We start from the raw sequence: 14572 nt of genomic DNA, 5'->3' as shown, positions 1-14572 counted from the left end.
ACAATCCGTGAATCCAGGCAGAGATTGATGTTCAACCGCTCACTGAAGGCGGATGGCCCTCATTGGCGGACATGTAGGTGGCAATTTCGGCTTCGAGTTCAGCCATGTGTTCGCCGCCGGCCATCAAGTCGGTGATTTCTTCGCGTGACCTTTCTCCTTTGCGGAAATCCGCAGCTTTGGCGCCCTTGATCAAAACAGCAAAGTGGTCACCCACGGTCAGCGCATGAATGACATTGTGGGTGATAAAAATAACCGCGATTCCCCGCTGCCTGGCCTGCAGCACGATGCGCAGCACATGTGCCGCTTCTTTCACGCCAAGGGCGGCAGTTGGTTCGTCCAGAATGAGCACGCTTGCGCCAAAGTGGACTGCGCGTGCGATCGCCAAAGCCTGCCGTTCACCACCCGAAAGGCCACCCACGAGGCGGTCCCCGTCGGTGATGCGGGTGATCCCCAGCTCACGCACGGCCTTGACGGCGATTTCATTTGCTCGAGAACGGTCATAGCGCTTGAAAGGCCCCCATCCCTTTTTGGGTTCTTCGCCAACAAAAAAAGAACGGCCGATACTCATGAGGGGGAATGTCCCGCCGAACTGGTGCACAGTGGCAATGCCCGCCCTGCTGGCATCGCGAGGGCTATTGAAGACCACAGCGCTTCCACTCATGGAAACGGTTCCGGATGTTGGGGCGTGACTCCCGGAAAGAATACGGATCAATGTTGATTTACCGGCGCCATTGTCGCCGAGCAGGCACAAGACTTCTCCGGCATGAACATCCAGTGAAATATCATGCAGAACGTCGATGGGCCCGAAGGACTTGTTGACGTTGGTCAACCTGAGCAGGGGCTGGGTCATTTTGCGGTCTTTCCCTTGGCCGGTGCGTAAGCCAGCGCAAGTCTACGGAAGGTGTTGTTCATCAAGACAGCGAGCAGCAGCAAAACGCCGATGATCAGGCTAGCCCAATTGGCATCAAAGGCCGTGTAGTAAATACCTTGATTGACGATGGCGAAGGTCAGCGTTCCCAGCACAATGCCAAACACCGATCCATATCCGCCCGTGAGCAGAACGCCCCCAACGACCACAGATATGATGGCGTTGAAGATGTAGGATTGCCCCGCGGAGACCTGCGCGCTGTTATAAAGGATGGCCTGGCAAAGTCCCACGAACGTTGCGCTGACTCCACTGCACATGAAAAGAATGATGGTAAGCCGTTCGGTAGGGATACCGGCGTTTCTCGCACTCACTTTGTCGCCGCCCATAGCGAAAATCCAGTTGCCATAGTGAGAAACATGCAAGACGAATGCGAAGGCGAGTGCGATGACCACCCACCACAGGATGATTACCTGATAGGCGCCGCCGATGAAGTGCCCAAGGAGCCATTTTGCCTCTGGAGGAGCCTTGAGTGCCACGCTGGTCGTACCAGTGAGGATCACGGACAGCCCCAACACCAGGCCGGCCACTGCAAAGAGCGTCCCCAGCGTTACAATAAATGAAGGAACCGCCGTTCGAACCACCAGCACACCATTGATGAATCCGACAATGGCACCAACCGCGAGGGCGGCAGCTATTCCGACGATGATGGAGATGCCAAAATGTCCTGAAATGATGGCGACGGTCATTGATCCTGCGGGAATGAGTGATCCGATCGAAATGTCGAGTTCGCCTGCAATCATCAGCAGGCCAATGGGAATGGCAATAATGCCCAGTGATGCGGCAACGTTCAGCCAGCTGGCAGCGCCGGTTGCGGAAAAAAAGTTTGCGCCGCCAAAGATCGTAAAGAAAATGAACACGGTCAGCAGGCCCAGAAACGAACCTGTCTCAGGTTTACGCAAGAGGCCGCCTAAAGAAAGTGGCCGCGTCAACTTTTCCATGGAGCTCTCCGGTTTCGAGGTTGCAAAATTCTCGCGGAATTCAATAAATGAGAGGATCACGCTGCAGAAATTCCGGCCCAAGCGCAAAGACTTGGGCCGGAGGGGAGTTAACGGTATCAGCGATAGCCGGCTTTCGCGCCAGCCAAGGTCGCATCAATCGTTGTCTTGTCGACAACGCCGGGGCCCGTGAGGATGGGGGCTGATGCAAGCTTGAGACCATAGTTGACGAACCCGTCTGCCAAAGTCACCGCCAGGAAGCCCTGTAGCCAAGGTTGTTGATCAATCGCGTAAGACTGCGTTCCAGCCTTGATGCGCTCGAGGCCGGCTTCGTTCATGTCAAAAGAGCCGAGCAGGATCTTGCCGGTGCCACCAGCTTGTTCGATGCCGGCAGCTGCACTGTCTGCGTCCGCGGCGGAAATCGCTGCTACGCCATCAATGGTCTTGTCCTTCAGCAAGGTTGCCTTGATGGCTTCGGCAACGGCGGTGGGATTGCCAAATGAACTTGCTGGCAGAGGCAGCTGGGTGGACTTGCCGCCACCCTTTGCAATGCCGTCGGCAATACCTTTGCAACGATCTTCGAGGTTTTGTGCGCCTGGGACGGTGTTGACGCAGATCACATTCTTTGAGCCTGTAGCCGTGAAGTGCTCGCCGCCCGCAACGCCAGCGGGATATTCTTCATTACCTACATAGTTGATGGCGCCCAATTCCTTGGCCTTGTCGCCGCCACCTGCGTTGAACAGAATGACAGGGATGCCAGCGGCCTGAGCGGCCTTGATCGCTTCGTCCTCTGAATCGGGAACCCAATCTGGAACCGCAATGACAGTGGCTTTCTGAGAAATTGCGGTGCGAACCAGATTGGCAGCATCACCGCCAATATTGTCATAGGTCTGCAGTTGCAGATAGCTCACCGTGCTGCCATGAGCCTTCGCCACAAGTGCGCCATCATCAATACCTTTTTTCACTTTGGCGAAAAAGGCGTCATCGGTTTTGCCGCCAATCACTGCGATGGTGGCACCCGCCACGGCAGCCGAAGCGCCCGCTGCAAACAAAGCTGCGGTCGCCGCAACGGTCATCAATATTTTCTTGGAATTCATGTCAGTTCCCTCCTGGTTGGCGTCTTGTGATCGATTCATGGCGTAGGGATTGGCTTGCCGTTTTGGACAGCGTGAATCATTCGCGCATGCCAATTGGGTCAATTTCTTCCCCGGGTGCGCTTACGCTTCTTCTGAGCTTTTACTACTGCACCGACCAGACGTAGAACATCTATTCCAAACCAGACGCAACATCGGACTTGATGGTTTTCAATCAAACCAAAACTGGTTGCGAAGCCATTGACCTGATAGCCACTGTGCTTTCCAAGGCAGAGAAAGATAGTCGTATGGCGGCTGGAATAGTCATCATTGGTGGAGGAATGGCAGCTGCGCGAGCCTGCGTCAGCCTTCGTGCCTCCGATTATCGGGGACCAGTGACGCTGATCTCCGAAGAAGCAGTGCTGCCTTATGATCGGCCACCACTTTCAAAAGCTTCGGTCACTGACAGCGGTGATCCTGATCCCATATGGCTTATTCAACCGGACACGCTGGCATCTCTCAATATCGACGCGCGGCTGGGCCTTGCGGCGGACCGGATTGATCGCGCGGCAAAACAAGTTCTGCTCAGTGATGGAACTTCAATCCCTTATGACAAATTACTGATTGCCACGGGTGCAAAGCCTCGCAGTCTCGGGCCTCATGCAGTGATCCTGCGCGACCACGGCCATGCGTTGGATTTGCGCCGACGGTTCCTGCCGGAAAAATCAATCGTGATCATCGGAGGCGGATTTATTGGTCTTGAACTTGCTTCATCAGCCGCCAAACTGGGCTGCAAGGTTACACTTATTGAGGCGCAGCCACGCATATTGATGCGCGGCGTGCCCGAGGCAATTGCCAGAATTGTTCATGACCGGCATCTCGCTGCTGGCATCAAGCTTCTGATCGGCACGGCTATCGCTGAGATTGGTGAAAATTCGGTCGTGCTGAAGGATGGCCGTGTGATCGAGGCGGACACGATCATCGCCGGCATCGGCGCCGCTCCCGAAGTGAGGCTGGCCCAGGAGGCTGGCCTTGAGATCGAAAATGGCATCGCCTGCAACAGTGAGATGCAAACTTCCGACTCGGATATCTACGCCGCTGGAGATTGCTGCTCCTTCATACACACTGGATTTGGAGCGCGGCGCGTTAGGCTTGAGGCATGGCGCAATGCTCAGGATCAGGCGGATACCGCAGTTGCTAACATGCTGGGCGAGCGAAAGCCGCATGCCGCAATTCCTTGGTTCTGGTCAGACCAGCATGATCTTTCACTGCAGATTGCGGGCATGCCTGATATGGGGCCTCATGTGGTGGAGCGCCGCCCAGCTGAGAGTTCCCTGATCCTGTTCCATTTGGCCGACGATGGCACCCTGATGGGCGTCAGTGGCATTGGCGTGGGCAATGCGATTGCGCGCGACATCAAGCTGTCTGAGATGATGATTGCCAAAGGCATGAAGCCAAGCCCCGATGCGCTCGCGAATCCAGCTGTGCAAATCAAATCGCTACTGAAGGGATAGATGGTCGACCTGCGCTGGCGACAAGACCCGCTGCCATAACAAAAATAATGGAGGAAAGTTTCTATGAAATTCAGTTTGAACCACATGGTCAGTCCGCATCTGAACTACGCCGAGTTCTTTGACCTGGCCTTGCGCCTTGGCGTCAACGCCGTAGAGATTCGCAATGATATCCCGACCGCCTTGATGGGGATAAAGAACGCCAAGGCCATCGGAAAATTGGCTCAGGATAAAGGCATTGAAATCATCAACGTCAACGCCTTGCAGCGCTGGAACCAATGGGACTTGAAAAAGTCCGATGAAGCCAAGCGGTTGGCTGAGTACACGGCGACGACGGGTGCCAAGAACCTCATTCTTGTGCCCACCAACGACAAGAAATTCAGTCCTGCAAGTGCTGAACGGCTGAATGGTCTCAGGGTCGCCCTTTCAGGGCTAAAGCAGATTCTGAAGGATAATAATCTGATCGGATGCGTGGAGCCTCTGGGTTTTGCGGAATGCTCTCTGCGCCTGAAGGCCGAAGCCATTGCAGCGATTAATGATGTCGGAGGCCACAAGCGCTTCAAGGTTACGCATGATACCTTTCATCACTTTGTGGCCGGTGAAGATGAGGTATTTGCCGATAGGACCGGGCTTATACACGTCTCGGGTGTGGTTGATCCCAAGCACACTGCTACCACGATGCGAGATCCTCAACGTGTGTTGGTGGACGCCAATGACATGATCGACAACAAAGGGCAATTGCGCCGTCTCTTTGCATCGGGATACAAGGGATATGTTTCCTTCGAACCCTTCGCCGCGCAGGTTCACAAGGATAGGGCCATTGCCAGGTCCCTTTCTCGCAGCATGGACTATCTAGAATCCTAATTTCGTCAAAAGGAAGAAACGATGAGCGACTGGATTGAAGCTTGTGCTGCAGATGACATCAACAATGAAGACGTCATCCGTTTTGATCACTCGGGCCGCAATTTTGCAATTTACCGGTCACCGGAGGACAATTATTACGCAACCGACGGCCTTTGCACCCACGAAAAGATAAATCTCTGCGACGGCCTTGTGATGGATCACATCATTGAATGCCCAAAGCACAATGGCCGGTTCGATTATACGACTGGCAAAGCCAAAGGTGCACCCTGTGTCGTCAATCTGAAGACCTATCCCACCAAAGTCGAGAACGGGAAAGTCTTCATCATGATCTCTTGATCGATAGCATTGCGAAAAGACAGTGGAATTCTTGATACTTTGACGGAGAATATTGATGATTAGATTTGGTGTGATTGGTGCAGGACGCATTGGCAAGGTTCATGCCAAAACCATAGCGGCCAATCCAAAAGCAAAGCTGGCTTACATTGCTGATGCAATGCCAGAGGCAGCTCAGGCGTTGTCGGATCAATATGGTGCGCGCGTTGCCACCGTTGAAGATATCATGAAGGCAAAAGACGTGGATGCTGTGCTGATTGGCTCGCCCACCGGTTTTCATGCCGAACAGATCCAGACCGCATCCAACGCCGGTAAGGCAATCATGTGCGAGAAGCCGGTCTCGCTGTCTGTGGATTTGATCACGCAAACGCTCAAAGTGGTAGAGAAAAACAAAACGACGTTGATGATCGGTTTCAACCGCCGATTTGATCCCAACTTTGCTGAGGTAGAACGGCGCATCCGCAACGGTGATGTCGGAACAGTGGAAATGGTCACCGTGATCAGCCGTGATCCGGCCCCACCTCCAGCCCAATACGTGAAGGGCTCGGGAGGCATCTTTGCCGACATGATGATTCATGACTTTGATATGGCTCGCTTCCTTATGGGCGAAGAATTTGTGGTCGTTCAAGCCTTAGGGGCTGCCTTGGTAGATAAGGAAATCGGTGAGGCCGGCGACGTTGATACGGCTGCCGTGCAAATGCAGACAAAATCCGGGAAAATTGCGGTGATCACCAATTCTCGCCGGGCCACTTACGGTTATGATCAACGCATGGAAGTGCATGGATCGAAGGGAATGGTCCACGCCAAAAATGTCCATAACAGCACCGTTGAAGTGCTCAGTGATCAGGGTTACCGCGCCGATCCAATTCAAAATTTCTTCCTGGAGCGCTACAGCGTTGCCTATGCCAATGAGCTGAATGCTTTCATCGAGGCCGTGGAGTCAGGCAATCACGATCCGAAGCCTAATGGCTTCGATGGCTTGCAGGCGCAAATTTTAGCAGAAGCGGCAACGCAGAGCTGGAAGACCGGCAAACCCGTCGCACTGTAACCGTAACCACTTTCAAGAAACGCGACGAATGAAAAAAGCATACGCACTCCGAGTGACTTGTTCTTCGACACGAGGAATTGTTGCAGCCGTTTCAGGCTATCTCGCTGGAAAAGGATGCAACATCACTGACTCTTCGCAGTTCGATGACATCCATACACGGCATTTTTTTATGAGGATGAGTTTTATCTCTGAGGAGGGCGCAGGCCTCGAGGACCTAGATCGCGACTTCATGCCAATTGCTGAAAGATTCGGAATGGCGGTCGAATTTTCTGATGAAAGCAAAAAGCGAAAAGTCATGATTATGGTATCCAAGTTTGGCCATTGTCTCAACGACCTGCTTTATCGGTGGAGAATTGGTGCGTTACCGATAGAAATCACCGGTGTGGTATCAAACCATTTCGACTATCAAAAGGTTGTCGCCAACCACGATATTCCGTTCCACCACGTCAAAATCACACCGCAGAACAAGTCGGAAGCCGAGGCCAGTCTTGTCAGATTAGTGGAGGAAACAGGGACTGAGCTGATTGTCCTGGCGAGGTATATGCAGGTTCTCTCCGACGAGCTTTGTACGAAGATGTCGGGGAAAATTATCAACATCCATCACTCTTTCTTGCCCAGTTTCAAGGGAGCGAACCCCTACAAACAGGCGTTTGAAAGAGGCGTAAAGCTCATCGGAGCTACATCGCATTATGTCACAGGAGATCTCGATGAGGGTCCTATTATCGAGCAGGATGTTATTCGAGTGACCCACGCGCAGAGTCCTGAGGACTATGTCAGCCTCGGCCGCGATGTTGAATCTCAGGTTTTGGCTCGCGCCATTCACGCTCACATACATGGCCGCGTGTTTTTGAATGGGAATAAGACAGTCGTATTTCCGGCCTCACCAGGTTCATTTGCATCTGAGCGCCTTGGCTAATGACTCAGCTATTTATTGATCTCTCGGTGTTCAGCCTCGCTACCTTTTTGGCATAGCGCGCGTCCATCAGCGCTTGGCCTTCCTTGCTACCGTCATGGAAAGTGCCGAACCATTTGTCGAACGGAATGAGGCCGTCACCATAATTCACCTCGAAATGCTTGTGGTGCAGGTAGTGGATATAGGCATGGGTATCGATGCCGCCATTGGCACCTACTTCCATCTTGTCGAAACCCACATGGCCCGGAATGGCGCCGAAGCCCGCGCGGTGCAGCTGATATAGAGCCAGGATCGGATTGGACGGAATGATCAAGTGCCAAAAGGCCATGCCCAGATAGAGCAAAAGTTCCACCGGATGCATCGCCAGCGAGGAATAGGGCGACGGATTGACCGAGTTGTGATGCACCGAATGCACATACTTATACATGAAGGGAATGTGGATCAGCCGGTGGATCAGATAGAAATGGGTTTCATGGATGATCGGCATCATTAGCAGCAGCGCGATCAGATAGACCGGGTGATCGGCAAAACTCAGCCAGGGCACGTAGCCATTGGCGAAGCAGCAGAGGATCGCCACTTCAATCGCTGTCCAGACCGGCATAGCGTTGAAGAGGATTCGCAGTATGCTGTCCACATTCTGGCTCTTGAACCAGAACACATCGCTCTTGTTCTCTGAAGGCCATTTGCCATTGTATTTGAAGCGGGTGCCTTGCCCGCGCAGAACATAAAGCCTGAGCTCGAACACGCCGAAGAAGGCAAACAGCGCTACAGTGTTGATCACGAAGAGCTTGAGGATCCAGCCCCAGGCCAAGGTTTTCATCACTTCCACATCCGGCAACACAAAGTGCCACCAAATGAAGGCCGAGGCGATAAACAGGATGTCATAGGGAAGGAAGTAGCTGGGGATCCATTTCAGCACCCTTATCGGCTGCGGCGGCCAGTGCCAGATGGGTGCGATGTCGGCGGGATTCTTTGGATCCCAATCGCCCCTTTTGTTGCGCGTGCCGTGAGCGAGTTCATCCATGTGCGTATCCTTCTGGCAATCGCCGCCAAATTGAGAAAAGATGTAAATATCTGTAATATTGAAACGCAGTCTACATTTTTATGTGGTTTTCGTGGACATATTTGCAGAATCTTCTTGCAAATTAAACTGCTTTTTGCTGCTATTTACAACTATGGACGACCAACCACGCAAGCAGGATACGCCTTTAGTGACCAGTGCCCTGGCTTCGCTGCGCGAGGTTATTTCTCTATTGCCGTTGTCCAGTGGCAACCGCCTTCCCTCAGAAACTGACCTTGCGGACAGGATTGGCGTTTCACGGCCGGTCCTGCGTCAGGCGCTTGGGGTCCTGAAGGAGGAGGGTCTGATTGAATCGCGCAAGGGTTCCGGAACGTACAAAAGTGCCAGCGCGCCTCCCGCCATGGCTTATGGCACGCCAGAAAATCTTTCTGACTTGGGCGACTGCCTTCGCTTCCGCATGGTAGTGGAAAGTGCTGCTGCTGCGTTGGCGGCCCAACGGGCTGACGCTGATAATATCTCCGAGATTCGCCGCTCAGTCGAAGCCATGGAAGACAACAGCGACAAATACAGTGTGGCCTTGGAGATGGACATGGCTTTCCACCTTGCAGTCGCGCGCGCGGCCCATAGCCGGTACTACGAAATGACGCTCGAATTCCTCATGCCGCATATCCTGTTCGGACTGAAGCTGGGGCGCCAAATGAAGCATGTCTCGCCCAACAGCACATCAAAGCGTGTAGCCAACGAGCATCGCGCCATTTTGACAGCAATTGAAAATCGGAATGCCGACGCAGCTGCCGACGCAATGAAAGAGCATTTGTCATCAGGCATTGAACGCATCTTTGGCAACCGGAGTTGGTGACTAGGAATCCACTGATTTCGACGACAGGAATACCAAGCTTTGTTCTGGATACGGCCACTGGAACAGCAGGAAATACATGGCCGGTTAGGGAGTAAAACGAAATGTCCATTATTAAGAAACTGCTTGCTGGAAGCATGATTGCCGGTGCGATGGCCTTCACGCTGCCGACAGCGTCGAACGCGCTCGACGCAGACCACAAGGACGAATGGAGCAAGATCAATATTCTCTTTGTGCCATGGTCACAGTCTTCGAATGCCTTCTTCGAAGCCGTTGTGAACGGTGCCAAGGATGCCGCCGCCCAGCAGGGTGTGAATATCGACGTGCAGTTCGGTGAAGAAGACCAGAAGCACCAGCTTGGCATTCTCGAAACCGGCATTGCCAACAAGGTTTCTGGCATCGCGGTGAACATTGCTGACGACAACGCCTATGTGAAGATGCTCTGCGATGCCGTGAATAGCGGTATTCCGGTTGTCACCTTCAATATTGACGACTCGCGTCATGGTGCACCGGGCTCGACCTGCCGTGGTGCCTTCATGGGCCAGAACTTCATCAATGCCGGCTATGTCCTCGGCAAGCGTGTGATTGCAGAAGGTCACCTGAAGAAGGGTGACGTCGTATTCACACCGGTTGAAGCGCCGCAGGCCACTTACGCTGTGGAACGTCATGCGGGCGTGGAGAAGGCGCTTGCGGAGATCGGTGCAACCACCGAGATCCTGGGCACTGGCAATGATCATGCGCAAGCCCTCAACTTGATGACCCAGTATCTGCTCGGCCATCCGAAAACAGCTGCTGTGATCGGCCTTGGCCAGACCCCGACATCGCAGGCTGTTCAGGCGATCAAGGATTCGGGCCTCAAGATCCCGGCTGGCGGCTTCGACGTCTCGAAAGAGATCCTCGACAATATCGCAGATGGCAGCTTGATCGCTACTGTTGACCAGCAGCCCTACAGCCAAGGCTTCTTCGCCGTGACCCAATTGGCACTGCAGCTGAAGTACGGCCTCTATCCGTCTGAAATGGATACGGGCGGCACGGGCTTGATTGATAAGAGCAACTACAAGTTCGCTGCAAAGTGGGCTGGCCCAGTCCGCTAAGCCGATAATTTTTCAAGAACCTGGGCTGGCGGCACCTCTGCCGCCAGCCATTTGAAACACATTCCATTTGGGGCAAACCATGTCACACAACCAGTCAGACCATATCCGCCAAGCCGTGGCGGCACGGGCCACGCGGCCTCTATTTACGAAAATTTCTGATTGGGTCAGAGACAAGCCTGAGGGCGGTATTGCCGTGATGTTTGTCCTTGTGCAGGTCATCTGCATCATAGGCGCTCTCATATTCCCTGAAGAATTCCGCTATCTGATCCCGGCCAATATCGCGGTCACCCTGAAATCAATCGCTGTCCCCGGTATCATGGCCTTGGGTGTTGGCGTGCTCATGGTTGCGGGTGAGTATGACTTGTCGGTCGGCGCACAATATTCGCTGCTCTCCATCATCTGTGCTGATCTCAGCAATTATCTGGGCGGCGACATTGCAGCCGATCCCTCGAATTGGTGGGCACCTTTCCTGTGCCTCGCCATTGCGTTGGCTCTGGGCACTATGATCGGAATTTTCCACGCCTTCATCACGCTACGCTTTGCCATCCCATCCTTTATCACCACGCTCGGTGGCATGCTGTTGTGGAAGGGCACAACGCTGCTGGTTCATGGCGCATCGGCACTTCGTTTTAAGCCCAACGAACCCTTTGCAACTCTTTTTGACAGCAGCGTTCTGCAGATTGGCAATGTCGGCGTGATCCATTCTTCGATCATCTGGTTCGCTCTATTCTCAGTTGTCTTTTACTTTCTGCTTCACCACCACAAGCTCGGCAATCATTTCTATGCTGTGGGCGGCAATCGCAATGCCGCTGTTGCGATCGGCATCAATCCGGCACGGACTAAGACGATCGCATTCGCCATTGCCGGTTTCATGGCGGCATTCTCAGGGGTTGTGGCGGCGACGCGCGTCGGCTCCATTCAGCCAGGCGGTGGTTTGGGCATGGAATTGCAAACCATCGCAGCCTGCGTGATCGGAGGTCTAGCTCTCACCGGTGGCCGGGGTTCCATTCTCGGTATCGTGCTCGGCACTTGTCTCGTCTTCACGATCCAGGACGTGCTGCTTCTCCTGCGCGCTCCCGCCTTTTACTTTGACATGTTCGTGGGAGCCCTGATCGTTATCGCAGTCATCATGAACACGGCCATCCGCCGTACCAAGGGTTGAGGTTACGCATATGAAAACCGCTCAGAAACTCCGCCAACCCAAAGCCGACGTACACATCCCGGCTGACAAGCCCATCCGGGGTGAGAAGCCTACGGAAGTGCCTTTGTTCGAAGCACGCAACATCACGAAGCGCTATGGCTCTTTCATTGCGCTCAATGACATGAATTTCCATATCGGCCACAATGAAGTTGTAGGTTTGCTCGGCGACAACGGCGCCGGCAAGTCAACTTTGGTGAAGATGATCTCTGGCATCAATCCGCCGACATCGGGCGAAATCTACGTGGACGGCAAGAAAACAGAGATTCGCAATCGTAGCGACTCCGAAGCGGCCGGCATTGAAACCATCTATCAGGACATCGCTCTGGTTGATTCAATGTCGATCACCCGCAACATCTTCATGGGCCGTGAGATCACCAACCGCTGGGGTTTTATGAACCACGCCAAAATGCAGGAAGTGGCTATCGATATTCTCGGTAGCGCTGTCCAGATTTCCGGCATCGATGACCCTGGCAAGGAAGTCGGATTCCTCTCTGGCGGTCAAAAGCAGGCCGTTGCCATCGCTCGTGCGGTGCATTTCAAGCGCAAGATGTTGCTGCTTGATGAACCCACTTCGGCCCTCTCGGTCCGTGAAACAGAACATCTGCTGGCCTATGTGCGTGACTTGAAGAAAGAAGGCACATCCAGCGTTCTTGTGACGCACAACCTCTACCACGCCTTCATGGTCTGTGACCGCTTCGTTGTGATGAGCCATGGCAAAAAAGTGTTCGAGGCGCGTAAGGAAGACACAACAATCGAAGAAGTCACCGATCACGTCATCCGCACCTAAGGCCTACATGGTTGGCGTATCAATCCCTGAGGAAAGTTTGAGTCTTTGTCCGCGTCCACACATATCAAATTTGCAATCAACCGCATGGTGGCGCCGCGTCTAAGTCTTGATGCCTTTCTGGCTCTGGCCGGGAATGTCGGTGCCGAAGGCGTTGAAATCCGCAATGATGTTGAAGGCCAGGAATTTGCCGACGGCATGAAGGCCTCCGAATTGTGCCGGAAGATCGCGGATGCGGGACTAAGTGTTGCGTCGATCAATGCACTGCAGCGCTTCAATGAATGGACGCCAGAGAGGGAATCCGAAGCGAAGTTCCTTTTCTCTTATGCGGCCGAACTGGGAGCGCCAGGTATCGTGATGTGCCCTGTTGTCGATGAAGCGCACGGTCTCAATAAGCCAGAGCTGTCGCACAAACTGCGCGAGGCGCTGCACGCTATCAAGAAGATTGCCACCGATACTGGCGTTATTGGCTATGTCGAACCGCTAGGTATGAAGGGCAGCACATTGAACAGCCAGCAGGTGGCCGCCGAAGCCATTTGTGAAGTTGATGGCCAAGGTGCGCTGCAAATCTGCTTCGATACATTTCAACATTTCCGCGCATCTGACGGTCCGTGGGTGCCGGAGCTGACCGGTCTCGTCCATATCTCCGGCATCACGCGCGACGATCTTGCACCGTTTGACTTGTCCGAGCCGGACCGGGTCTTTGTCGATGTGGCTGACCGTTGCGGCAATCTTGAAATGTTGAAGGCGTTTTACTCGGCCGGCTATGCGGGCTTTGTCTCAATGGAGCCGTTTTCTCCGGCCATCCATGCCGCCGCTGACGTAACAGATCCGCTCCGCTCTTCGTTTAATTATATACGGAGCCACTTGTGACCCAATTCTTCCCGAACTCGTTCCGCATTGGAGTGAAGCATGACCGTTGAAACTGCAGCCGCCGCATTCCCGCGCAACTATAGCCTTGAAGGCCCGCTCAATGAGCGCGCCAAGACAATCGGTCTCGCCAATGCTGAATGGTATAAGACTGATATTCCTCGCGCGCGCATGAAAGAATTGATGCAGCGTTCCGATGGCCCGGCCACGCGTGATACCATCATCTGGATTGTTGCCATGCTCGTCACTGGAGGGCTTGCCACCTATTTCTGGGGCACATGGGCTTGCGTGCCCTTCTTCATCATTTACAGCGTGTTCTATGGCTCGGGTGGGGATTCCCGCTGGCATGAATGCGGGCACGGCACGGCCTTCAAGACCTCTTGGAAGAATCAGGCTGTTTACCAGCTGGCCTGCTTCCTGACCGTGCGCAATCCCGCCGTCTGGCGCTGGTCGCACGCTCGCCATCACACAGATACGATCATTGTGGGCCGTGATCCGGAAATCATCCTCATGCGGCCACCCGATATCGCCAAGGGCCTTCTCAATGTCTTCGGCATCTTGATGGTACCGCAGGCGTGGTGGGCGATGCTGCGTTATGCTTCCGGCACCCTCACTAATGCAGAGAAGGATTTCATCCCCGAGGGTGAATGGCCGAAGGTATTCTTTGTCGCCCGCGTCTGGACCGCAATCTATGCAGTGGTGATTGCAGCATGTTTTTACTTGCATTCTTTCCTGCCGGTCATGCTGATTGGCCTGCCGGCCATGTATGGAGCGTGGCACATGGTGATGACCGGCTTCACGCAACATATAGGCCTGGCCGAGGACGTGCTGGATCATCGCCTGAATTGCCGCACCATGTATATCAACCCCTTCAGCCGCTTCGTTTATTGGAACATGAACTACCACGTGGAACATCACATGTTCCCGATGGTGCCCTATCATCGGCTGCCGGAGTTGCATGCCGAGATCAAGAATGATTGCGCGCCGCCCTACAACGGGTTCCTTGCAGCCTACCGCGAAATCATACCCACGCTGTGGCGCCAACGCAAAGACCCTGAGCACTTTGTGCATCGCAAGCTGTTGCCCACGGCACGGCCCACTCCACCTCTTCCCGCCGCCATGCGCGGCTAATACGAACAGG

Annotated in this window: 15 protein-coding genes; 11 read left to right on the top strand and 4 right to left on the bottom strand. The window is 54.0% G+C overall.

Going from position 1 to position 14572, the window contains the following annotated elements; genetic code table 11:
- Positions 1 to 31: 31 nt before the first annotated feature.
- From F8B91_RS14360 to F8B91_RS14350, 3 genes are all read right to left on the bottom strand, one after another.
- A complete protein-coding gene (locus tag F8B91_RS14360) occupies positions 32 to 850 on the bottom strand; it encodes an ATP-binding cassette domain-containing protein (RefSeq protein ID WP_196504534.1) in 819 nt (272 codons plus the stop codon).
- Positions 847 to 1866, bottom strand: coding sequence for an ABC transporter permease (locus F8B91_RS14355; RefSeq protein ID WP_196504533.1), 1020 nt, complete (start codon positions 1864 to 1866; stop codon positions 847 to 849). The genes F8B91_RS14360 and F8B91_RS14355 overlap by 4 nt, the downstream gene beginning before the upstream one ends.
- 116 nt (positions 1867 to 1982) lie before the next feature.
- Positions 1983 to 2960, bottom strand: coding sequence for a substrate-binding domain-containing protein (locus tag F8B91_RS14350; protein ID WP_196504532.1), 978 nt, complete (start codon positions 2958 to 2960; stop codon positions 1983 to 1985).
- A 284-nt stretch (positions 2961 to 3244) separates the two neighbouring features.
- Between F8B91_RS14350 and F8B91_RS14345 the strand changes: the two genes are divergently transcribed.
- The 5 genes from F8B91_RS14345 (at position 3245) to purU (ending at position 7608) form a co-directional block, all read left to right on the top strand.
- Entirely contained in the window at positions 3245 to 4450 is a 1206-nt protein-coding gene (locus F8B91_RS14345) for an NAD(P)/FAD-dependent oxidoreductase (RefSeq protein WP_196504531.1), read from the top strand.
- A 63-nt stretch (positions 4451 to 4513) separates the two neighbouring features.
- The gene (locus F8B91_RS14340; protein WP_196504530.1) at positions 4514 to 5311 is read left to right on the top strand and encodes a TIM barrel protein; all 798 of its coding nucleotides are present in this window, start codon (positions 4514 to 4516) and stop codon (positions 5309 to 5311) included.
- A gap of 21 nt (positions 5312 to 5332) precedes the next feature.
- On the top strand, positions 5333 to 5647 hold the full coding sequence (locus tag F8B91_RS14335) for a MocE family 2Fe-2S type ferredoxin (protein ID WP_196504529.1): 315 nt from the start codon (positions 5333 to 5335) through the stop codon (positions 5645 to 5647).
- A gap of 55 nt (positions 5648 to 5702) precedes the next feature.
- Positions 5703 to 6692, top strand: coding sequence for an inositol 2-dehydrogenase (iolG, locus tag F8B91_RS14330; RefSeq protein ID WP_196504528.1), 990 nt, complete (start codon positions 5703 to 5705; stop codon positions 6690 to 6692).
- Positions 6693 to 6720: 28 nt separating this feature from the next.
- Positions 6721 to 7608: a formyltetrahydrofolate deformylase gene (purU, locus tag F8B91_RS14325; protein WP_196504527.1), complete on the top strand. Its 888-nt coding sequence runs from the start codon at positions 6721 to 6723 to the stop codon at positions 7606 to 7608.
- A 4-nt stretch (positions 7609 to 7612) separates the two neighbouring features.
- Here the strand turns inward: purU and F8B91_RS14320 are convergent, their stop codons facing one another.
- Positions 7613 to 8629, bottom strand: coding sequence for a sterol desaturase family protein (locus F8B91_RS14320; protein WP_196504526.1), 1017 nt, complete (start codon positions 8627 to 8629; stop codon positions 7613 to 7615).
- Between the two features lie 91 nt (positions 8630 to 8720).
- On the opposite strand from F8B91_RS14320, the gene F8B91_RS14315 reads away from it, so the two are divergent.
- The 6 genes from F8B91_RS14315 (at position 8721) to F8B91_RS14290 (ending at position 14562) form a co-directional block, all read left to right on the top strand.
- Positions 8721 to 9485 carry an FCD domain-containing protein gene (locus F8B91_RS14315; protein ID WP_196504525.1) on the top strand — a complete coding sequence of 255 codons (765 nt, stop codon included), beginning with the start codon at positions 8721 to 8723 and terminating at the stop codon, positions 9483 to 9485.
- 101 nt (positions 9486 to 9586) lie between these two features.
- Positions 9587 to 10576, top strand: coding sequence for a substrate-binding domain-containing protein (locus F8B91_RS14310; protein ID WP_196504524.1), 990 nt, complete (start codon positions 9587 to 9589; stop codon positions 10574 to 10576).
- Positions 10577 to 10655: 79 nt separating this feature from the next.
- On the top strand, positions 10656 to 11738 hold the full coding sequence (locus tag F8B91_RS14305) for an ABC transporter permease (protein ID WP_196504523.1): 1083 nt from the start codon (positions 10656 to 10658) through the stop codon (positions 11736 to 11738).
- A 10-nt stretch (positions 11739 to 11748) separates the two neighbouring features.
- Positions 11749 to 12564 carry an ATP-binding cassette domain-containing protein gene (locus F8B91_RS14300; protein WP_196504522.1) on the top strand — a complete coding sequence of 272 codons (816 nt, stop codon included), beginning with the start codon at positions 11749 to 11751 and terminating at the stop codon, positions 12562 to 12564.
- A 45-nt stretch (positions 12565 to 12609) separates the two neighbouring features.
- Positions 12610 to 13434 (top strand): TIM barrel protein, encoded by an 825-nt coding sequence (locus F8B91_RS14295; protein WP_196504521.1) that lies wholly within the window; start codon positions 12610 to 12612, stop codon positions 13432 to 13434.
- Between the two features lie 39 nt (positions 13435 to 13473).
- The gene (locus tag F8B91_RS14290; protein WP_196504520.1) at positions 13474 to 14562 is read left to right on the top strand and encodes a fatty acid desaturase family protein; all 1089 of its coding nucleotides are present in this window, start codon (positions 13474 to 13476) and stop codon (positions 14560 to 14562) included.
- The last annotated feature ends 10 nt before the right edge of the window (positions 14563 to 14572 follow it).

The organism is Aestuariivirga litoralis, from assembly GCF_015714715.1.
In the GTDB taxonomy this organism is placed as follows: Bacteria; Pseudomonadota; Alphaproteobacteria; order Rhizobiales; family Aestuariivirgaceae; genus Aestuariivirga; species Aestuariivirga litoralis_A.
The sequence above is the reverse complement of the archived record's forward strand: the minus strand, read 5'-3'. Positions and strand labels throughout refer to the sequence as shown.